Below are 20852 nucleotides of genomic sequence, written 5' to 3' on the forward strand. Positions count from 1 at the left end.
TTCTTACATTCCAATGGAGTATGAGAATAGTTCTTAATTTACGTCTCATTCGGGCCAATTGGCTCTTGCTTCAACCCTTACCGTTTCCATCCCCTTCTCTCACCAAATTTTTCATTTTCATGCACACACCTTTACATTCTTCCGGCTCTGGCTGGGCGCGGACCCGGCGCAACTGGGCCCGTGCGGTAGCGGCCCTGGCCCTGCCCCTGTTGGGCATGGCGAGCGCCCAGGCGCAAAGCGTTGCCAACTACACTTTTGCGGCCAGCACAGGCACTTTCACACCGCTGAGCGGGGGCACGGTGGCTACGGCCTCGTCAACCGATGACGGCGTGACGGCCGTGCAGCCTATCGGCTTCACTTTTATCTACAACGGCCTGGCTTACACCACGTTTTCGGCCAGCACCAATGGATTCCTGGGCTTGGGCGGCCAGGTGACCAGCAACGCCGGCAACAACCTGAGCACCGGTACCGGCGTGCGGCCCTTCATCGCCCCGCTCTGGGACGACCTGCAGCTGACCACCGCCAGCGACATTTCCTACGCCACCACGGGCACGGCCGGCAGCCGGGTGCTGACCGTGGAATGGCTGAATGAGAAGTGGAACTACCAGGCCACCGCAGCCGTGGTTTCGTTTCAGGCCAAGCTCTACGAAGCCGACGGACACATTGAGTTTGTGTACCGGTCCGAGGCAGGTACCTACAACGCCGGCTCCACGGGCGGCGCGTCGGTGGGCATCACCGGCGTGGGCACGGGCGCGGGCAACTTCTTGTCGCTGAGCGACCTGGTGGCAGCCCCCACGGCGAGCTCCACCACCGAAACGACTGCCATCACCACCAAGCCGGCCACTGGCCAGGTGTACACCTTTACGCCGGCCGGCGGCGCCGTGCTGGCGCCCTCGGGCCTCACCTTCAGCGCCATTACCACCACGGGCGGCACGGTTACCTTCACCGACAACTCGACCAACGAGTACGGTTTTGCCGTGACCATTACGCCTACGGCGGGCGGCACGGCTACCACCACCATCGTGCCCTCGACCACTACCGCCGGCACGAGCACGACCTACTCGACTACTTTTTCCAACCTGTCGGCCAACACCGGCTACACCGTGCAGGTGGTGGCGCTGGGCCAGGGCCAGGGCAGCCCCGCGGGCACGGGCACGTTCACGACGCAGGCCGGCGCTACGCTGAGCGGCACCTACTACGTGGGCACCAGCACGTCGCCTCAGCCCACGCGCACCTACGCCACCCTCACCGCCGCGGCATCCGCTTACAACACGGCTACGCTGGCGGGCGCGGTGACGTTTGTGCTGCTGGACAACTCCTACAGCACGGCCGAAACCTTTCCCATTGTGTTTGGCAACAATACGACTGCCAGCGCGACTAATACGCTGACCATTCGGCCGAACACCGGCGTTACGTCGACCATCACTTCGGCGGCTTCAGCGCTGGCCTTTTTGAACGCCCGCTACATCATTCTCGACGGGTCTAACACCGCTGGCAGTGCTACCCGCAACCTCACCGTGACTAGCACTAGCGCCACGGCAGGCGCCTATGGCATCGGCCTCATTAGCACGGCCTCCACGGGCCCGGGCAATCAGTTTGTGACGGTGCGCAACGCCAACGTGGTGAGCGGCAGCAACACGGTGGGCACCTTCGGCATTTACGTGGGCAACGGCCCTGACAACGACAACGTGACCCTGACCAACAACAGCGTGCAGGGCAGCTACTACGGGATTTATGCCTTTGGTTCGGCCACTGCTTCGGCCGGCGGCATGGACAACTTTGTGGTGAGCAACAACGTGGTGGGCCCAGCTACGGCTGCTTCGGCCACCAACATCGGCCTGTGGGGCATCTTCGTTTCAAACGCGGTGGCCCCGGCCATCACGTCGAACGAAGTGCAAAACGTGCGGGGTGCTAATACCAACAACCTCTACGGTATTTACCTGGTCGACACCAAAAATGCCGTAGTGAGCCGCAACTCGGTTCACAACCTGGCTTACACGGGCACTAGCACCTATAAGGTATGGGCCATTAACTCGCAGCAAGCCAATCTCTCGACGGCCGCTAACCCCAGCGCCGTGCGCCTCGACAACAACTTGCTGTATAACATCAACTCGACCACTGCCAGCGCGACGTGGAATACGGTGGGCATCAACCTGGGCGGCGGCTACGGCGACCAGATTGTGTACAACACGGTGTACCTGAGCGGGCAGCTGAGCGCGGCCGGCGGCACGGCCGGCTCGGCCGCCTTCGCCAACGGTAACCCCAGCGTATCGACCACCGCAACGAACATCGACGTGCGCAACAACATCTTCAGCATTATCGGCGGCACGGGCGGCTCGGCTACCACGCCGCTGTATGCCCACTACGAGCAGGGCACAGCCATCACGGGCAGCACCCTGAACTACAACGACCTGTACGTGACCACCGGCGCCACCGGCGCCGCCCGCATCGGCCGCCTCAACGGCACCGACGCTACTACTCTGGCCGCCTGGCAAACCGCTACCGGCCAGGAGGCTAACTCACTGAGCGTAGACCCGCAGTTTGTGCAAACCACGACGGTGCCCTTCGACCTGACGCCCACCAACTCGGCCCTCAATAACGTGGGCACGCCCATCACGGGTGTAACGGTAGACTTCACCGGCGCTACCCGCAGCACCACGCCCGACATTGGCGCGTACGAATTCACGGTAGTGGCCGTCGACATCGCGGCCGCAGGCCTGGTGGCCCCGGCAGTAGCTGGCACCTCGGGCGCCTGCTACGGCTCGGCCGAAGCCGTCACGGTGAGCATCCGCAACGCGGGTTCGGCTGCACTCAACTTTGCTACGACGCCTGCCACTATCACGGTGGTGGTGACCGGCCCCACCGGCGTGGCCACCCAGACGCTGACCTACACGCTGAACACCGGCACGCTGGCCGGCGGCGCCACCCTGAACGTGCCGCTGACCGGCGCGGGCACTACGGTGAACCTCTCGACGGTGGGCTCCTACTCGTTTGCCATCACGGCCAGTGTGGCCGGCGATGCCAACGCCGCCAACAACACCCTGACGCCCAACCCCACCATCACGGTGTCGGCTCCGGTGGCGGGCACGCTGTCGGCCGCTTCGCCGTCGCTGTGCAACTCGGGTACCACGGCCCTCAACCTGGCCGGTGCCCTCAACGGCGCCATTCAGCTGCAGAGCAGCACCAGCGCCACGGGCACCTTCACCAACATTGCAGGCGCTACGTCGGCCACCTACACCACGCCGGTTATCAACAGCACCACCTACTACCGCGCACAGGTGACCTGTGGCACCACGGTGGTAACCTCGAACGTGGTAGCCGTGACGGTGAGCAACCCGCAGTTGACGGGCACGCCGTCGCCGGTATCGGTATGCGCCGGTAGCACGGCCACGCTCACGGCCAACGCCCCGGCCGGCACCACGGTGCAGTTCTTCACCGCGGCCACGGGCGGCACGCCCCTGGCTGGCGCCACCACGACGGGAACGGCCACCTCGGTCGTAACCTCGGCCATCACCACGAACACCACCTTCTACGCTGAGGCTTCGACGGGCTCGACGGAGGTTGGCGGCCGCCAGGCCCCCACCGTAACGACCGGCTTCCTCGGCATCGACACGGGTCTGGTTTTCAGCACTACTACGGGCCTGACTATTCAGTCGGCTGTGATTTACCCCGTGGGCACGGGTACTATCACCTTCGCCCTGCGCGACAACACCGGCGCCGAAATTGCGGCCACGCCGGCCCTGAGCGTGACCGGCTCCGGTGCCACCACGCCTGTCACCGTGCAGCTGAACCTGACCGTGCCCAGCGCTGGCACCGGCTACCAGCTGGTGGTGAAGGCCTACACCGGCATCACCGACCTGCTGCGCGAAAACCCGCTGCCCGCCGGCGCTAGCTTCCCCATCACCTCGCCCAGCGGCAACTTCAGCATCACGGGCGGCCTGAACGTGACGCCGCTGGCTGCTTACTACTACTTCTACAACATCACGCTGAGCACGGCTTGCGTGGGCGCTACCCGTACCCCCATCCAGGTGACGGCAATTCCGCTCCCGGCCACGCCCACCGTCACGGTGGCTTACCCCTCGCGCGGCACGGCCGTGTTCACCAGCAGCGCAGCTCCGGCCGGCGCCACCTACCAGTGGTACCAGGGCAGCAATCCCATCACGGGCGCTACCAGCCAGACCTACACCGCCGTGGGCACCACCACGCCAACCGGCTACTCGGTGCGCTTCATCACCACCACGGGCGGTTGCCAGTCGGCGCTGTCGACGCCGATAACTGTGACGGCCACGGCACAGCCGCTCGCCGGCTCGGCCCTGTACCTGTTCCCGAACCCCACCGCCACCGGCATGCTCACGCTGAAGCTCCAAGGCTACTCCAAAGCCGTGCAGCTGAACGTGTATGACGCCCTGGGCCGCGTGGTGCTCACCCAGCAGGTAGCCGCTGGCCAGACGGAAACGCAGCTGAACCTGTCGGCCGCCGCTGCGGGTGTGTACACGCTGCGCGTGACCACCGAAGGCGGTACTGACCTGCGTCGCATCGTGCGCGAATAGCCTTTCGCAGGCCATAGAAAAGCCCCGCTGGCAATGCCAGCGGGGCTTTTTTTGTGACTTATTAGGCGGGCTTGCTTGCCTGGTTCAAGGGGCCGAACTCAGTTCGCTTCCTCGTCGGGCAGGATGTTGACGTCCTGCACCAGCACCATTTTCTCGATTTCCTTGCCGCGCTTGGTGGCGGCCAGGCCGCCGAGGGCGGTTTCCTTGTAGCGGGTTTCCATGGCCTGGCCCACTTCGCCCAACGCCGCCACGCATTGGTCGACGGGAATGACCGGGTCGATGCCGGCAATGGCAATCTGGGCCGACGAAAAGGCGATGGCCGCGGCCGAGGCGTTACGCACCACGCAGGGCACCTCTACCAGGCCGGCCACGGGGTCGCACACCAGCCCGAGCATGCACTGAATGGTGACGGCCACGGCGGCAAATACCTGCTCCACCGGTCCGCCCAGGCAGTACACAATGGCCCCGCTGCCCATGGCGGCCGCCGAGCCGGTTTCGGCCTGGCAGCCGCCCACGGCTCCGGCCAGCGAGGCATTTTGCTCGATGATGAGGGCGATGCCGGCCGCAACGAGCAGGCCTTCCAGAATGCGGCGGTCTTCGAGCTTGTGCAAATCCTGCAAGGTGACCAGCACACCGGGCAGGATGCCCGAGGCTCCGGCCGTAGGCGCGGCCACCACGCGGCCCATGCAGGAATTCACTTCCTTGGCCCCCAGCGCACGGGTAACGAGCTGCTTAAACTCGGGCGACAGCACGGTGACGGGCGAGGCGGCAATTTTCTTGGCGCCGTTGTTTATCATGCCCGAGCGCGAGGTCATGTTGCCGGTGAGGCCCTCGTGCACGGCGTCGCGCATCACGTCGTAGGCCCGCTGCAGGCCGGCCCATATTTCCTCCTCGGTGCGGCCCTTCTGCTCTATCTCATAGGCCAGCACGGGCTGGTAGAGCGGCTCGCCGGTTTCGGCGCAGTGGGCTTGCCAGGAAGCAAAATCAGTGAAGAGCAAAGACATAATGGGTGGGATTGAGGGGAAAAGTGGGCCTTGGTCGAACACGTACAACAGCAAGCAGCAACGGGTTCGTTTCGGGAAGGGTGGCGCGCTGCCAGCCAGCGGGGTGCAAAGGTGTACGTTTCCGGCCGCTAAATCGGCACGGCTAGGCATTCGCTGCTCGAGGCGGCTTCGTTCTTGCCCTTTTTAGGCACAAAAAAGCCGCCCCTGCCAAGCAGAAGCGGCTTTCCATTAAGCAGCTGTGTGCTACTATTCTACCACCAGCTTCACGGTCTGGCTTTGTGCCCCAGCCGTGAGGCGTACGGCGTAAATGCCGGGCGCCGACGACCATTGTGCTAGGGGCAGGGTGTGTTCGCCCACCGCCTGAGCACCAACCGGCTGGCTGCATACCATGCGCCCCACGCCATCAAACACCATCACCGATACCGCTGCGGCGGCGGGCAGGGTGTAGTGCAGCTGCAGCGTTTGGCTGGCGGGGCTGGGGTTGGGTGCCACGGCCAGTCCGGCCCGCAGCGCTTTTGCGGGCGTGGTGGCCAGCACGCGCTGGTAGGTATACACGTAGCGGTAGTCGTTCGCATAGGCCCCGTTGGTGTACACTTGGTACAGGTCGGTGGTCAGGTTGCCATCGGCATCGTAGGTCTCGATGCCCTGCGAATAGGGCACCCAGGCCGTTGCCCCGTTGGCGCGCTCCACCACATAGCTGGCCAACTGCGTGGCGGCAGGCACGCCATTGGGCGCGGCCGTGTAGGTATTCGTGACGCGGTAGGTATTGACGTAGGCGCCGTTGGTGTAGCCCTGTTGGGTGTCGGTGAGGCGCTGGCCGGCGGCGTTGTAGGTAAACAAATCGCGCTGAAAGGGGCTGAACGTGGTGCCCGAAATATCCGCCAGCTGAAACTCGTCCATCGTCACCTGGCCTTGGGCGTTGTAGGTGAACAGTTCCTGGTCGTCGGCTAGGTACGACGAGCCGAAGTATGACTCGTCGAGGATGCGCGTGTTTTGGCCCTGGGCGTTGTAGGTGTAGGTGGTGCGGCCGTAGGGGCGCCAGTTACCACTCACCCGCACGCTTTGCAGTTCCTGCAGCAGGTTGCCCTGGGCGTCATAGATATAGTTAAGGGCCAGGGTGGCAGTGGTACTGAGAGTGCCGTTGGTGTAAGAGTGCCGTTGGTGTAAACGAAGGTAGAGTCCGAGGTGAGCTTGCCGGCTGCGTTGTACTGATAGTTCTCCTGGCGCAGGGCGCGCAGAGCCGCTCCGCGGGTGGGGGCATTTTCGCGCAGCTCGCGCAAGGGCTTGTTCAGGGCCGTGAAGCGGGAGTAGGTGAAGCGCAGAGTATCGAGCCAGGCGCCGCCGCGGTATTGCTGCTTGAGGGCCGTGAGCTGGCGGAAGCCGCTATTGGACGTGAGGCGCTGGGCCGCGGCTGGCTGGGCAGCGGCCTGAGGCTCGCGGTGCCGGCGCAGCTGAGCAGCTGCCGGCTGGGCCAACACACTTGCCAACAACATTGTCGGGAGTAATTCTTTCTTCATTTAAAAGAGAAAAATGGGTGGGAATAAGAAAGCCGAGCCCCCACTGCACACGCAGCGGAAGCTCGGCTTAAAATTACGCGCTACTAAATTATCGCTCAGCCAATAGCTACTGAGCTACGGCTGCGTCTTGGCTCTGCACCAGCTTGATGCTGGCCGAGTTGATGCACAAGCGCAGGCCACTGGGCGCGGGCCCGTCGGGGAATACGTGGCCCTGGTGGGCGTCGCACACGTTGCAGAGCACTTCCACGCGCACCATGCCGTAGCTGGTGTCTTTCTTGTAGCGGATGGCGCTTTCATCCACGGGCTGCGTGAACGAGGGCCAGCCAGTGCCCGACTCGAACTTGGTGCGCGAGTCGTAGAGTGGGGTGCCGCAGCACACGCAGGCATAGAGGCCGGCTTCGTGGGCCTCGCAGTACTCGCCGGTGAAGGCGCGCTCGGTGCCGTGCTCCCGGGTCACGTGGAATTGCTCGGGCGTGAGCTGGGCGCGCCACTCGGCAGGCGTTTTCTCCACGCGGCGGGGCGAGGGAATGGGGTGGTTGGCAAGGCGGATGACGTCGTTCCAGGTTTGCATATGCAGCAGAGTTGAGGGAGGAATTAAGTAAACGCGGCCAGCCCCGGGAGGTTTTGGGCCGCACCGGATAGACGCGCCGCCGCACTTTTCCTTACAGCCATTCTCGCAGCAGCGCCAGCCCGGCCGGCCAGGGCCCATAGCCGCTGGCCACGTTGATGTGGCCGGCCTCGCCGATGTCGACCAGCTCGCTGCCCCAGGCTTCGGCAAACTGCCGGGCCCGGGCGGGCGTCACCCACTCGTCGTTTTGGCTGAACACGACTTTGCTTGGGAACGGCAGCCGTGCCAGCGGCATGGGCCCAAAGCCGGTGGTGGGAAAGGCGGCGTAGTGGGCCGTGTCCACGTCGCTGGGCGCCACCAGCAGCGCGCCCTTGATGCGGTGGCCGTACTGCCCGGCCCAGTGCGCAATGCTGACGCAGCCCAGGCTGTGGCCCACCAGCACCACCTGGCTTAGGTCTTCGCCGGCCAGGGCGTCTTCGAGGCGGGCCACCCATTCGGCGCGGTCGGGCACATCCCACGCACGCTGCTCAATGCGCGTGCAATCGGGCAGGGTGCGCTCGAAGTGGGTTTGCCAATGGTCGGGGCCCGAGCTGCCGAGGCCGGGCACGGTGAAGACGCGCGTCGTTTCTTGCATGCTCAAAAGTAGCCGCCACCGCTTGCTCTTGCGTCCATGAAAATCCTCACCGCCGCCCAAACCCGCCAGCTCGACCAGGCCACCATTCAGGAGCAGGGCATTACCTCCGTTGCCCTCATGGAGCGCGCCGCCACGGCCTTTGTGGCGTGGTTTCAGAGCCGGTTTACGCCGGTCGAAGCAGGCGAAATCCTCATCCTGTGCGGCCCCGGCAACAACGGCGGCGACGGCCTGGCCGCCGCGCGGCTGCTGTGCCAGGCCGGCTACGCGGTGCACGTGGCCTTGCTTCCCGCCGAAAAGCACTCGGCCGACTGGCAATACAACCGGCACAGCCTGCCCAAAGCCGTGGCCGTGGTCGAAACCGAACAGTTGCCCGCCCTGGCTCCCGGCACGCTGGTAGTTGATGCCCTATTTGGCACCGGCCTCTCGCGCCCCCTGGCTGGCGCAGCCGCGGCCCTGGTGGCGCAGCTCAACCAGGCCCAAGCCCGCGTCATTGCCATCGATTTGCCCAGCGGCCTTTTCGCCGACGCGCCCCAGCCCACCAACAGCGCCGTGGTGCGGGCCTGGCACACCGTCAGCTTCGGGCTGCCTAAGCTGGCGTTTCTGCTGCCGCAGCATGCCGAATTTGTGGGCGAGTGGCATGTAGCGGACATCGGGCTGAGTTCCGGATTCATCGCCGATGCGCCCTCGCCCTGGCACTACACCGACGCCACGGCCGTGGCCGCCGCGCTGCCGCCGCGCCCCAAGTTCAGCCACAAGGGCACTTTCGGACACGCGCTGCTGCTGGCCGGCAGCCGGGGCAAGATGGGCGCGGCCGTGCTGTCGGCCGGTGCCTGCCTGCGCAGCGGCGTGGGCCTGCTTACGGCCCACATCCCCGGCTGTGGCTACGACATCTTCCAAATCAGCCAGCCTGAGGCCATGTGCCTGACCGATAAGCAGCCCGATTTCATCAGCGAATTGCCAGACTTGCACCCATACCAGGCCGTAGGCATCGGCCCGGGCCTGGGGCAGGATGCTGCCAGCCTCGCCGTGCTGCGCCAGCTGCTGAAAGTGGCCGGCAACCCCCTCGAAAAGACTGGCCAGCCCCTGCCCCTCGTCATCGACGCCGACGCCCTGAACCTGCTGGGCAGCCACCGCGCGCTGCTCAAGCTGCTGCCCGAAAACACCGTTCTTACCCCCCACCCCAAAGAATTCGAGCGCCTCACCGAGCCCGCCCGCGACGACTACCACCGGCTGGAACTGTTGCGCTCCTTCGCCACCACACACCGCTGCCTGGTGGTGTTGAAAGGCGCCTACACCTGCTTGGCCACGCCCACCGGCGAACTGCACTTCAATAGCACCGGCAACGCCGGCATGGCCACCGGCGGCAGCGGCGACGTGCTCACGGGCGTGCTGCTGGCCCTGCGCGCTCACGCCCAGCTTCCGCCCTTCGAGGCGGTGCGGCTGGGCGTGTACGCCCACGGCCGGGCCGGCGATTTAACGGCGCTGCAGACGGGGCAGGCCGGGCTGGTGGCGGGGGATATCGTGCGGCACATCGGCCCGGCGCTGGCGGAAGTCTAGTACGAATGCTAACGAGAGCTATTTGCCCACCAGATACAGCACTGCCGGCACCAGCAGCACCCCATCGGCCACCAGGGCGAAGAAATAGTCGCTCCGCCGTTCCTCCGCCAGCAAAATCACAGCTGCCGCGGCGAGCGCCGTGAGGGCCAGCCCCAGCGGCGGCACACCCCGCTCGTAGCCCAACGTCATGGCCGCGGCCAGAAAGGCCAGGGCGGCGGCCTTGGCCCCGGCCACGCCCAGCACCACCGGAAAGGTGCGGGTGCCGGCCGCCCGGTCACGGGTCAGGTCGCGGATGTCGAACACAATGGTGAGCGCCAGCACCAGGGCAAAGCGCTGCGCCAGCAGGCCCAGCGCCTCGGCCAGCGGGCGGTGCAAAGCCAGCGCGGGCAGCCCCACCGTGATGGCCGACCACACGCCCGCAATCAAAAAGCCCTTCAGCAGGGGCACCTCGCGCACGGCCCGCCGCTTGCCCTGCCAGCGCACCAGCGGCCACGAGTACACCAGCGCCAGCACCGTGAGCGGAAGCAGCGCTGGCAGGTAGCGCCACCAGCCATCGGCCAGAAAGAAATACCCGGCCGCAAGGGCAGCGGCACCAGCCAGCGCCGCCAGCGTGCGCCGGTGCCGCTGCTGCCAGGCCTTGCGCCCCGAACCCGCCGCCGGCTGCCGGTGCTTGAAGGGCAGCACGGCGTCGAGGTTGTAGACGAGCAGTGTGGCGGCAAATACCAGCGCCACCACCCGGCCGTTTACGCCGCCCTCCGCGGGCCAGCGGTGAAACGAGGCCGCCGTTTGGGCCGCCGCCGCTCCAGCCAGCCACACGCTGCTGAACAGCACGGCATCGAGCGCCCGCCGCGCCAAGCCGCGGCCGGCCCCGGGGGCGGCAAGGGAAGCTGAAGAATCCACGGAGCGAAGGTAAACCGGGGCGCCTGAGCAGCATAAATTCTGCTGTCATCCCGAGCGCAGCGAAGGACCTTCTCACGCTGGCAGTTCAGGCGTGAGAAGGTCCTTCGCTGCGCTCGGGATGACAGAAAAATATGCGGCGCTTATTTCCCGGTTTCGCTGTGGGCAGCATCCACCGGCTTGCTCTCGGGCGAGCCGTGCTGGCGCAGGAAGATGCTAAGCCCCACAATGCTCAGGATGCTGAGAAATTCGCTCTGCCAGTTCTGCAGCGACTCAAACCAGAACCGCGAAGTACCCATGTATTCCCACGTGCTTACGGCTGCTTTGCCGTCGTGCACCTGTTCAATACTATAAACCTCGGCCCCGCCCCGGGCATGCAGGAAAAACGACATGGCAAACAGCAGGAAAAACGCAATGCTCAGCGAGTTTTTATAAAGCTTGAGCACCCAGCCGCCCTGTCGCACAGCCCAGGGCGCGTCTTTCTTCGACGAGTCGGGCTCAGCATCTACCTCCTCCTCTTCGTAGAGCTTTTTCGATTCCGAGGAGCCTCGCTGCCGCAGCCACACGGTGAGCAGCACATAAAGAGCCATCTGCAGGAATTCACTTTCCCAGTTCTCGAATGTGGCTTCCAGGAAGTGACCGGAGTGGAAATACTGCCCGGCCGAGAGTTGGGCCAGGCCCATATCCTGCAGCTCGTCGTTGTAGTCGTGCCAGCCCGTGACGAACTGGCCGGCCAGCGTGCCCAGCGTAAGCAGCAGGATGACGAGAATAAGACTGTTCTCGTATAAAAAACGCCAAAAAGGCGAAGCAGGACGTGATATTGCCATGCTTCGCCTTTACGGGCGACTAAAAAAAAGGTAGCTCAGCCGTAGCAATTAAGCCTGACGGCTGCCGAAAGTTTCTTCGTAAAGCTTGATGCTGTCGTTGATGATGCGGTAGGCGTCTTCCTTGCCCATGAAGCGCTCCACCACCACGTGCTTGTTGTGTTCCAGGGCCTTGTAGTCCTCAAAGAAGCGCTGCATTTCGAGCAGCGTGTGCGGCGGCAGGTCCGAAATGTCGTTGTAGTGGTTCACGGAAATGTCGTGGGCAGCCACGGCGATGATTTTATCATCTTCCTCGTCCTGGTCCACCATCTGCATCACGCCGATGACTTTGGCCTCCACGAGGCACATGGGCACGATGTCGACCGAGCACAGCACCAGAATGTCAAGCGGGTCCTTGTCGTCGCAATAAGTTTGCGGAATAAAGCCGTAGGCGGCAGGGTAGTGCACGGCCGAGAACAGCACGCGGTCGAGCTTCAGCAGGCCGCTTTCTTTGTCGAGCTCGTACTTGCCTTTGCTGCCTTTGGGGATTTCGATGATGGATTGCACGATGCTGGGCGTTTCGTCGCCGCGCGACACGTCGTGCCAAGGGTTAAAATGGGCCATAAGAGGAGTGAACAACCGCCGACTTAGCGGTTGGGGTGGTCAAAATTACAAGCGGATGGTTGGAGTTTGGATAATTAAAAAGACTTGCCGGTCACGCAGAGCGCAGCAAAGCGTTTTGTCGCTGAACGCAAATCAATCGATTGAGTTAGTGACGGCGGGCAAGATGCTTTGCATGACGTTCAATAGCGGTACATGCTACCGCCCCAGCACGTCGCGCAGGGGCACGCCCGAGCAGCCGCTGGGCTCCTGAATGTGCAAAAACTGCGCAATGGTAGGCGCTATGTCGATAATGCGCACCGCAGCCGACGACGCACCGTGCTTCACGCCCCAGCCCCAAAACAGCAGCGGCACGTGCGTATCATAAGCGCCGCTGGAGCCGTGGGTAGTACCCTTCACCACGGGGTAGGCGTAGGCCTCCAGCCAGCCGGGCGCCAGCACCGTGAGCACGTCGCCCGAGCGCGGGGCGTAGAACCCGTTTTCCTGGTACATGCCCAGGCCCTCGCTCCAGTGGGCGCGCTGCAAATCCAGCGCCGTGAGCGACTGCGTGACGCCGGGCAGCGTGAGCAGGGCAGCGGCCACGTCGGCCTGGGCCTTGGCCAGGTCGATGTTTTTCTTTTTGAGCAGTGGGCGGTTGAGGTACACCTGCTGGTTTTCGTAGCTCAGCACCCATTGGCCGGGGCCGTACTGCCGCGTGAGGGCGCGCTGCACCGAGTCGCGCATCACGTTGGGGCCCACCCCGCCGCCGGGCAGCCGGTGGGCGTTGCTGAAGCCCACGGCGTGGGCCGCAGCGTGGTCGGCGGTGAGGAAAACGAGCACCTGCCCTTTGCCTACCTGCTTGTCAAGCGCCTCAAACAGGCGAGCCAGCTCACGGTCGAGGCGGAGGTAGGTGTCTTCGGCCTCGATGGAGTTGGGGCCGAACTGGTGGCCCACGTAGTCGGTGCTGCTGTAGCTCACGGCCAGGAAATCGGTGATGCCGCGCTGGCCCATCTGCTCCTGGCGCAGGGTTTCGAGGGCAAAATCGGTAGTCAGGCTATTGCCGAAGGGCGTGCTGCGGATGAGGTCGAAGTTCTGAGTAGGAGCCTGCGGGTTCTTGGTTTCACCTGAGTTGTTGAGCGCCGGCGTCACCGAGGCAGGGGCGCCAGCCGCCAGCACCGGCAGGTCGTGCGGAAACACCGGCTTGCTTTCACCCTTGAAAGCTCCCTCCCAGGGCACGTCGTCGGGCGAGCTTTCGGTGTATTCCGCAATGGGCAGCAGCGTGTTCCAGGGCTTGGCCAAGTAGCCACCGGCGTGGCCGGCTGCGTTGAACTTCTGCACCCAATCGGGCAACGCCTTTTGGTAGAAGGTACTGCTGATGAAAGCGCCGTTCACGCCGTCGTACCAGTAGGCGGCGGTGGCGGCGTGGCCGGCCGGCAGGATGCTGCCCCGGTCCTTCATGCTCACGCCAATGGTTTTGGCCTGAAAGTTTGTGGCCAGCCGCAACTCGTCGGTGATGGTGGTGCTCAGCAGGTGGCGCGGCGACATTTGGCCCGCCGCCTCGGTGCCGCCCACGGCCTGCACGGTCTTGTCCTCGGTCACGTAAGTACCCTTGCCGGTTTCGCGCTCAAACCAGTTGTTGCCCACAATGCCGTGGATGGCCGGCGTGGTGCCCGTGTACACACTGGCGTGGCCCGGACCGGTGTAGGTGGGCACGTAGTTGTAGTGGCAGCTTTCGTAGCTGAAGCCCTCGCCCAGCAGGCGCCGGAAGCCGCCAGCCGGGTACTTGTTCCAATAGCGGTAGAGGTAGTCGTAGCGCATCTGGTCCACCACAATGCCCACCACCAGCTTGGGGCGCGGCACGGGTTTTTCGGGCTTGGCGGCTAGCGTGGGCAACGCCAACAAAGCCAGCAACATCGTCTTTTTCATAGATTAGCAAAAAGCAAAAGCCCGACAAAGATACCGCCGCCCCTGCCCTACCGTGCGTAGGCAAGGTTATGAAACCCGCTCTCATCTTCGACATGGACGGCGTCCTCGTCGACAACACGCCCGTGCAGGCCCGCGCCTTCCAGCTCCTCTTCCGCGACCTTGGCCTCACCACCAACGCCCGCCAGCTCCTCAAGCGACTCAACGGCATGCCCGCCGGCGAAATCATCCAAAGCGTTTTCCGCCACCCCATCGACAAAGAGCAGCTCGAAATCTACGCCGAGCAACGTGAGTTCCTCTACCGCACCCTGTACTGGACCAAGCGACGCGCCCTGCCGGGCCTGGTCGAATTTCTAAAGGCGGCCCGGGCCGAAGGCTTTAAAATCGGCCTTGGCACAGGCTCAGGCGGCCCCACCCTGAGCTACCTGCTCGACTATCTAGACTTGCGTCAGCATTTCGACGTCGTCATTGGCAAAGACGACGTACCCAAAGGCAAGCCGCACCCCGACACCTACACTGCCACTGCCGCCAAGCTTGGCGCCAAGCCCGAAAGCTGCATCGTATTCGAAGATGCCGTGCTGGGCGAGCAAGCAGCCTATCGCGCCGGCATGCGCTGCGTGGCCGTAGCCACCACGCTGCCCGCAAAGTCGTTCCAGGCCCCGCTCATTGTCATTAAGGACTTCACCGAAATAACCCCTGCCCACTTGCTGGAGTTGCTGGCATCGCAGCCTGAGGCACCCAAGCCACTCAAGAAACGGGTGTGACCCTTGCTTAGACTGCTCCCTACGTGCAAGCAAGAAACGGCTGGATGTATACGAGCTACTCTACCCGTAGCGTGCGGGCCGCGTGCTGCTCGCCAGCACGCACCTGCACCCGGTAAAGGCCCGGCTGACGGCCCAGCAGCGGTACCTCGGCCGTGCCGCCTTCGCCGCTAAACAGGCTCACTGGCTGCTCAAAAACCATGGTGCCTTGTGCATCCAGCAGGGTCACCGTGGCCTTGGTAGCGCCCGCTACCGCCGGCACCACCACCGTAGCGCGGATATGGGCCGGGTTAGGAAACACACTCACGCTGTCGAGGGGCGCGGAATTCTGGCCCCAGGCCTCAGTTCCAGTCAGAGAAAGAAAGGGCAAGCCCAACAGCAAGCCCACGCGGGGCGATAGCACAGCCATTAACATAGCAAATCAGAAAGAATAAGGTGGAATAGCAGCGTATCGTATAGTTTCCTTCCATAGGCTCCACTGTACTTCACAGCCGAAGCACAGGTTGCCACAGCAGCATAGAAAAGGCCCGCTTCCTACGGAAGCGGGCCTCTCAAATTGCGTACTGCCTGCAGCGCTTACCCCGCCGCCAGCGCCTCGGCGCCGCCCACGATTTCGAGAATCTCGGTCGTGATGGCCGCCTGACGCGTCCGGTTGTAGGTCAGCTTGAGCGACTTCAGGAGCTCCCCGGCGTTGTCGGTGGCTTTGTCCATGGCCGTCATGCGGGCACCGTGCTCCGAAGCGTTGCTTTCCAGCACCGCCTTGTAGAGCTGAATCTTGATGGACTGCGGAATCAGCGTCTGCACGATTTCCTCTTTCGAGGGCTCGAACAGGTAGTCCACGTTCGACTCCGGGCGGGCCGTGGCGGGCGCTTCTTCATGCACCAGCGGCAGCAGCTGCTCGGTGCGGATAATCTGCGTGGCCACGTTGCGGAATTCGTTGTACACCATCACCACCTCGTCGTAGATGCCGTCGCGGAAGCCTTGCATGGCTACTTCGGCGGCCTCGCGCACCGTCTCGAACGAGAGCTTGGCGAAGACGTGGGTGTAATCGCCCACCAGCGGGCCGCGGCGGCCGTAGTAGTCGTGCGCCTTCTTGCCAATGGCCATCACCGAGATGTTGGCTGCCGGCAGGTTAGCGTAGCGCGAGGCAATGGCTGCGTTCACGCCCTTAAACACGTTGGTGTTGAAAGCCCCAGCCAGGCCGCGGTCCGACGTGATGGCAATAATCAGCACCCGGCGCACCTCGCGGGCCACGCCGTAGTCGCTCACGATGTCAGCGTCGGCGGTGCGGGTCAGGTTGCTCAGAATGGCGTTCAGACGCTGGGCGTAGGGCCGCATCCGCACGATGTTGTCCTGGGCCCGGCGCAGCTTGGCCGCCGCCACCATTTTCATGGCTTTGGTAATCTGCTGCGTGCTGCTCACCGACTGAATGCGGTTGCGGACTTCTTTTAAGCTTGCCATTTATCTAGTTAAGAGTTAGGAGTTAAGAGTGATGAGTTAGAAGCTAAGAGCCGCCGTTTGACAACTCTTAACTCCTAACTCTTAACTCTTAACTTACTTGGCGTAGTTCGCCGAAACGTCCTTGGCTACCTCGCGGATGGCCTTGGTGCCGGCGTCTTCCAGCTTGCCGGCTTTCAGGGCCTTCAGCACGTCGGGGTAGCGCGAGTTCATCACCTGGCCGAACTCCTTCTCGAACTCCTTCACCTTGTTCACGGGCACGGTGTCGAGCAGGCCGTTGGTGGCGGCGTAGATAATGGCCACCTGGTCCTCCACCTTCACGGGCGAGTACTGGGGCTGCTTCAGGATTTCGAGGTTGCGACGGCCGCGCTCGATGGTGAGCTTGGTCGAGGCATCGAGGTCGGAGCCGAACTTGGCGAAGGCTTCCAGCTCGCGGAACTGGGCCTGGTCGAGCTTCAGCGTGCCGGCCACTTTCTTCATCGACTTAATCTGAGCGTTACCACCCACGCGCGATACCGAGATACCTACGTTGATGGCCGGGCGCACGCCCGAGTTGAACAGGTTAGTCTCGAGGAAAATCTGGCCGTCCGTAATCGAAATCACGTTGGTCGGGATGTACGCCGATACGTCACCAGCCTGCGTCTCAATCAGGGGCAGGGCGGTCAGCGAACCGCCACCTTTCACCAAGTGCTTGATGCTGTCGGGCAGGTCGTTCATGTCGCGGGCGATGGTGTCCGAGGCATTGATTTTAGCGGCGCGCTCCAGCAGGCGGCTGTGCAGGTAGAATACGTCGCCGGGGTAAGCTTCGCGGCCCGGGGGGCGACGGAGCAGCAGCGACACTTCGCGGTAAGCCACGGCCTGCTTCGACAAGTCGTCGTACACCACCAGAGCCGGACGGCCTGTGTCGCGGAAGTATTCGCCGATGGCGGCACCCGTGAAGGGCGCGTAGAATTGCAGCGGAGCGGGGTCCGAAGCCGAAGCTGACACCACCACCGTGTAGTCCATGGCGCCGCCCTTCGTCAGAGCGTTTACCACCTGGGCCACGGTCGAGGCCTTCTGGCCCACGGCCACGTAGATGCAGAACACGGGCTCGCCGCGCTCGAAGAATTCGCGCTGGTTGATGATGGTATCGATGGCCACGGCCGATTTGCCGGTCTGGCGGTCACCGATAATCAGCTCGCGCTGGCCCCGGCCAATCGGAATCATCGCGTCAATCGACTTGATGCCGGTTTGCATGGGCTCCGTCACGGGCTGACGGTAGATTACGCCGGGGGCTTTGCGCTCCAGCGGCATGTCGTACAGCTCGCCCGAGATGGGGCCGCGGCCGTCGATGGGCTGGCCCAGCGTGTCAACCACGCGGCCCACAATGCCCTCGCCCACTTTGATGGAGGCGATTTTGTTGGTGCGCTTCACCGTGGCGCCTTCCCGGATTTCCGAGTAGTCGCCGAGCATTACGGCACCCACGTTGTCTTCTTCCAGGTTGAGCACGAGGCCTTGCAGGCCGTTCTCGAATTCAATCAGTTCGCCGGCCTGAGCTTTGCTCAGACCATAGATGCGGGCCACGCCGTCGCCGACCTGCAACACGGTGCCGATTTCTTCTAGCTCGGCTTCCGACTTGAAATTGGACAGTTGCTGCCGCAGGATTGCGGAGACTTCATCCGGACGTACTTCTGCCATTGTATGGGGAATTAAGTAGTAGTTAGTAGTAAGTAGCTAGTAGCAAGTAGTTGGTATCCAAAAGGCAGTGCAGTAGTCGCAGTGTCTAACTACTTATTACCTGATACTTAATACTTAAAACCCTACAGTTTGCTTTGATATGAATTTTCTTGCAGCGAGGTGCGCATCCGGCGGAGGCTGGTGCGCACAGAATCGTCGATTTGCTTGTCGCCCACCCGCAGCACGAAGCCGCCGATGAGCTCGGGGTCCACCTTCTCGGTGAGCTGCACGTCGGTGAGGCCGGTTTGGGCGGTCACCAGCTTGCGGATTTCGAGGCGGGCCACCGCCGTGAGCGGCGCGGCCGACGTTACCTCGGCCGTTTGCACGCCGCGCAGCACGTTGTACTGAGCCTGAAACTCGGGGCCAATGCCTTCGATGGCTGACTCGCGGTTTTTCTCGGTCAGGATGGTGAAGAAGCGCAGAGTCATGTCCGACACCTTGCCTTCGAAGATAGCCTTAAGGATGGCCAGCTTCTTGTCGTGCTTCACAATCGGGTTGCGCAGCAGCAGGCGCAATTCACGGCTTTCGGCCATGGTCTTGGTCAGCAGGTCCATGTCCTGCTTCACGGCATCCAGGGTACCCATCTCTTGGCCTAAGTCGAGGAGCGACTTGGCGTAGCGGGCCGCTACTCGTTGGTCAGCCATTGGTTGGTTTAGTTGTCAGTTGTTGGTTGTTAGTTGTCAGGCCGTTTATCAGCCATTAGCACGAACTAACAACTGACAACGAACAACAAGCAACTAGTTAAGCTTAACGTCTTTCAGGTACGAATCGACCAGCTGCGTTTGGGCGGCGGGGTCGGTCAGTTCGCGGCGCAGGATGCGCTCGGCAATGTCGAGCGACAGCTTGGCGGCGGTATTTTTCACTTCGGCGAGGGCCGCGTTTTTCTCCGTCTGGATGGCTTCGCGAGCCTGCTGAATGATGGTGTTGGCTTCGGCGGTGGCGCGGGCTTTTTCAGCTTCGCGGTGCTGGTTGGCCATCACGGTGGCTTCCTGCATCATGCGGTCGCGCTCCTGGCGGGCTTCGGCAAGCAACTTTTCGTTGCCGGCTTTCAACTGCTGCATTTCAAGCTTGGCCTGGTCGGCCATGCGCAGGGCGCCTTCGATGCTGTCTTCGCGCTCTTTGAGGGCGAGCAAAATCGGCTTCCAGGCAAACTTCGCCAGCAGGAACAGTACCAGCAGGAAGATAACCAGTTGCCAGAAAATCAGGCCGAGTTCGGGGGATAAGAAAGCTGGCATAGTGAGTATTGGAATGGAAAACCGGCTCCTAAAACCGGCTTCAACAATTACTGATAGTAGGAGCAGGTAAGCCCGCCGCGCCACCTGCTTGCGCAGCAGCGGGCGGCGGGCTTCCTACTACTTCCGAGCCCTCGCGGGCCCGGCCGACTGCCTTAAACGAGCTTGGTCCAGATGAGTACGCAGACTACGACTGCGAACAGGCCCAGACCTTCAATCAGAGCGGCGGCGATAATCATAGCCGTCTGGATTTTGCCCGAAGCTTCCGGCTGACGGCCGATAGCGTCCATGGCGCTGCCGCCGATGCGGCCAATGCCCAGGCCAACGCCCAGAGCCACCAGACCTGCACCGATACCGGCACCCATTACAGCCAAACCAGGACCGTAGTTAGCAGCCATAGCGGCCACTTGCAACAACAAAGAGAGCAACATAAAAATTGGAAAAAGGGGGAAAAGAAAAATTTCGTCAGTCCCGCAGCGGGGGGGGGGGGATTGCCACGGTCTGGCCGAAACAGCCAGTTGGCGGGCGGCAGGCGCCCGGCCGATTAAGTCAGATTAGTGGTGGGCGGCGTGCATGGGCGAGCCGTCCTCGTTGTAGCCGATTTGCAGGTCGGCGTCGTGGTGCTCTTCCACCGCGCCACCGATGTACATGGCAGTGAGCAGCGTGAAGATGAAGGCCTGCAGCAGAGCCACCAGCAGTTCGAGCACGTTGATGAACAGGCCGAAAGCCAGCGTTACCGGGGCCACGGCCCACGATTTGAAGATGAACACCAAGCTGATGAAGCTCAGCACCACGATGTGGCCCGCCGTGATGTTGGCGAACAGACGAATCATGAGTGAGAAGGGCTTGGTGAAGATGCCAATCACCTCTACGATAATCATGATGGGCAGCAGCGGCTTAGGCACGCCGGGCGTGGCGAAAATGTGGGCCCAGTAGTACTTGTTGCTCGATGCCAGCGTGATGATAAGCGTCAGCACAGCCAGCACCATGGTCACGGCGATGTTGCCGGAGAGGTTGGCGGCGCCGGGGGTAAGGCCCAGCAGGTTGTTGAACCAGATGAAGAAGAACACCGTGAGCAGGTATGGCATGTAGCGCTCGTACTTGGGGCCGATGTTTTTCTTGGCTACTTCGTCGCGGATGAAAACGATGATGGGCTCGAAGAACGACTGCACGCCTTTGGGAGCGCGGCCGTGGTTTTTCTTATAGCCGCTGGCCACGGCGGTGAAGATGACGAGCATCAGCACGGCGCTGCCGATGAGGGCGGCAATGTTCTTGGTGATAGAGAAGTCGTAGACTTTGCTGCCGTCGGTGCTCACGAGGTGCTCGTGCTCCAGCTTCAGGCCATCGTACTCTTTGGCGGGGCCTTCGGCTTCGCCGTTGGAGATGTGCTTCGAGGAGAATACCGACAGGCCCTTGCCGGGACGGTAGGCGATGATGGGCAGGTAGGTGGTGAAGTTGCCGTTGTCGGTGGCCAGCCAGTGCCACTCGTGCGAATCGCCGATGTGGTGCAAAATCATTTCGCCAGGATTGAAGCCTTCGGCCTTGGCGCCCTCGCCGGCGGGCTCGTTAGCGAAAACGGAGAGGGAAACGAAACAAAGAAGAATCGACAGTAAACGCTTCATCCAAAGTTAA

Annotated in this window: 19 protein-coding genes; 3 read left to right on the forward strand and 16 right to left on the reverse strand. The window is 62.9% G+C overall.

Features of this window, described 5'->3' with window-relative positions:
• The first annotated feature begins 119 nt into the window (after positions 1-119).
• On the forward strand, positions 120-4550 hold the full coding sequence (locus tag I2I01_RS14075; protein WP_196287118.1) for a beta strand repeat-containing protein: 4431 nt from the start codon (positions 120-122) through the stop codon (positions 4548-4550).
• Between the two features lie 98 nt (positions 4551-4648).
• Here the strand turns inward: I2I01_RS14075 and sdaAA are convergent, their stop codons facing one another.
• The 5 genes from sdaAA to I2I01_RS14100 form a co-directional block, all read right to left on the reverse strand.
• Positions 4649-5554, reverse strand: a complete 906-nt coding sequence (sdaAA, locus tag I2I01_RS14080) for an L-serine ammonia-lyase, iron-sulfur-dependent, subunit alpha (RefSeq protein WP_196287119.1) — start codon at positions 5552-5554, stop codon at positions 4649-4651.
• A 246-nt stretch (positions 5555-5800) separates the two neighbouring features.
• On the reverse strand, positions 5801-6607 hold the full coding sequence (locus I2I01_RS14085) for a T9SS type A sorting domain-containing protein (RefSeq protein WP_196287120.1): 807 nt from the start codon (positions 6605-6607) through the stop codon (positions 5801-5803).
• Complete coding sequence (locus tag I2I01_RS14090; RefSeq protein WP_196287121.1) at positions 6604-7071, reverse strand: hypothetical protein; 468 nt, start codon at positions 7069-7071, stop codon at positions 6604-6606. The genes I2I01_RS14085 and I2I01_RS14090 overlap by 4 nt, the downstream gene beginning before the upstream one ends.
• 106 nt (positions 7072-7177) lie before the next feature.
• The gene (msrB, locus tag I2I01_RS14095) at positions 7178-7642 is read right to left on the reverse strand and encodes a peptide-methionine (R)-S-oxide reductase MsrB (RefSeq protein ID WP_196287122.1); all 465 of its coding nucleotides are present in this window, start codon (positions 7640-7642) and stop codon (positions 7178-7180) included.
• Between the two features lie 91 nt (positions 7643-7733).
• A complete protein-coding gene (locus tag I2I01_RS14100) occupies positions 7734-8273 on the reverse strand; it encodes an RBBP9/YdeN family alpha/beta hydrolase (protein ID WP_196287123.1) in 540 nt (179 codons plus the stop codon).
• 36 nt (positions 8274-8309) lie between these two features.
• Between I2I01_RS14100 and I2I01_RS14105 the strand changes: the two genes are divergently transcribed.
• Positions 8310-9830 (forward strand): NAD(P)H-hydrate dehydratase, encoded by a 1521-nt coding sequence (locus tag I2I01_RS14105; protein ID WP_196287124.1) that lies wholly within the window; start codon positions 8310-8312, stop codon positions 9828-9830.
• A gap of 18 nt (positions 9831-9848) precedes the next feature.
• On the opposite strand, the gene I2I01_RS14110 is transcribed toward I2I01_RS14105, so the two are convergent.
• The 4 genes from I2I01_RS14110 to pafA form a co-directional block, all read right to left on the reverse strand.
• Positions 9849-10730, reverse strand: coding sequence for a UbiA prenyltransferase family protein (locus I2I01_RS14110; protein WP_196287125.1), 882 nt, complete (start codon positions 10728-10730; stop codon positions 9849-9851).
• A gap of 140 nt (positions 10731-10870) precedes the next feature.
• Positions 10871-11554, reverse strand: a complete 684-nt coding sequence (locus tag I2I01_RS14115; protein WP_196287126.1) for a DUF6766 family protein — start codon at positions 11552-11554, stop codon at positions 10871-10873.
• Between the two features lie 48 nt (positions 11555-11602).
• The gene (locus I2I01_RS14120) at positions 11603-12154 is read right to left on the reverse strand and encodes an inorganic diphosphatase (RefSeq protein ID WP_196287127.1); all 552 of its coding nucleotides are present in this window, start codon (positions 12152-12154) and stop codon (positions 11603-11605) included.
• A 195-nt stretch (positions 12155-12349) separates the two neighbouring features.
• Entirely contained in the window at positions 12350-14056 is a 1707-nt protein-coding gene (pafA, locus tag I2I01_RS14125; protein WP_196287128.1) for an alkaline phosphatase PafA, read from the reverse strand.
• A gap of 68 nt (positions 14057-14124) precedes the next feature.
• Here pafA and I2I01_RS14130 point away from each other — a divergent pair, with 68 nt between their 5' ends.
• Positions 14125-14817 (forward strand): HAD family hydrolase, encoded by a 693-nt coding sequence (locus tag I2I01_RS14130; RefSeq protein WP_196287129.1) that lies wholly within the window; start codon positions 14125-14127, stop codon positions 14815-14817.
• 55 nt (positions 14818-14872) lie between these two features.
• On the opposite strand, the gene I2I01_RS14135 is transcribed toward I2I01_RS14130, so the two are convergent.
• From I2I01_RS14135 to atpB, 7 genes are all read right to left on the reverse strand, one after another.
• Positions 14873-15223 (reverse strand): T9SS type A sorting domain-containing protein, encoded by a 351-nt coding sequence (locus I2I01_RS14135; RefSeq protein ID WP_196287130.1) that lies wholly within the window; start codon positions 15221-15223, stop codon positions 14873-14875.
• A 167-nt stretch (positions 15224-15390) separates the two neighbouring features.
• Positions 15391-16275, reverse strand: a complete 885-nt coding sequence (gene atpG, locus I2I01_RS14140) for an ATP synthase F1 subunit gamma (protein WP_196287131.1) — start codon at positions 16273-16275, stop codon at positions 15391-15393.
• A gap of 93 nt (positions 16276-16368) precedes the next feature.
• Complete coding sequence (gene atpA / locus I2I01_RS14145; protein ID WP_196287132.1) at positions 16369-17949, reverse strand: F0F1 ATP synthase subunit alpha; 1581 nt, start codon at positions 17947-17949, stop codon at positions 16369-16371.
• 122 nt (positions 17950-18071) lie between these two features.
• Positions 18072-18632, reverse strand: a complete 561-nt coding sequence (atpH, locus tag I2I01_RS14150; protein ID WP_196287133.1) for an ATP synthase F1 subunit delta — start codon at positions 18630-18632, stop codon at positions 18072-18074.
• Positions 18633-18725: 93 nt separating this feature from the next.
• Positions 18726-19223: a F0F1 ATP synthase subunit B gene (gene atpF, locus I2I01_RS14155; RefSeq protein ID WP_196287134.1), complete on the reverse strand. Its 498-nt coding sequence runs from the start codon at positions 19221-19223 to the stop codon at positions 18726-18728.
• A gap of 152 nt (positions 19224-19375) precedes the next feature.
• Positions 19376-19651 (reverse strand): ATP synthase F0 subunit C, encoded by a 276-nt coding sequence (gene atpE, locus I2I01_RS14160; protein ID WP_196287135.1) that lies wholly within the window; start codon positions 19649-19651, stop codon positions 19376-19378.
• 123 nt (positions 19652-19774) lie between these two features.
• Positions 19775-20842: a F0F1 ATP synthase subunit A gene (gene atpB, locus I2I01_RS14165; RefSeq protein WP_196287136.1), complete on the reverse strand. Its 1068-nt coding sequence runs from the start codon at positions 20840-20842 to the stop codon at positions 19775-19777.
• Positions 20843-20852: the final 10 nt, after the last annotated feature.

This window comes from Hymenobacter properus, from assembly GCF_015694735.1.
Lineage (GTDB): Bacteria > Bacteroidota > Bacteroidia > Cytophagales > Hymenobacteraceae > Hymenobacter > Hymenobacter properus.